Source organism: Seonamhaeicola marinus (assembly GCF_008085455.1).
Genome location: NZ_VSDQ01000421.1, coordinates 1 through 344 on the forward strand (window position 1 = coordinate 1; position 344 = coordinate 344).

The following is a 344-nucleotide window of genomic DNA, read 5'->3' on the forward strand; positions in this document are numbered from 1 at the left end:
ATGGCAGTAGAAGTAAAAGAATTACTTGAAGCAGGTGTACATTTTGGACACCTTACACGTAAGTGGGACCCAAATATGGCGCCTTACGTATACATGGAGCGTAACGGTATCCATATTATAAACCTTTACAAAACCGCAGCTAAAATTGAAGAAGCAAACGCTGCATTAGCAAAAATTGCTGCTTCAGGACGTAAAATATTATTTGTTGCTACAAAAAAGCAAGCAAAAGATATTGTTGCTGAAAAAGCTAGCGCTATTAACATGCCTTACATTACTGAAAGATGGCCAGGTGGTATGTTAACAAACTTTGTTACTATTAGAAAAGCTGTTAAAAAAATGGCTTC

1 protein-coding gene is annotated in these 344 nt (G+C 36.6%); it reads left to right on the plus strand.

Annotation, left to right across the window (positions count from 1 at the left end; genetic code table 11):
• A partial coding sequence (rpsB, locus tag FUA24_RS07475) for a 30S ribosomal protein S2 (protein ID WP_148541132.1) occupies positions 1–344 on the plus strand: 344 nt, incomplete at its 3' end.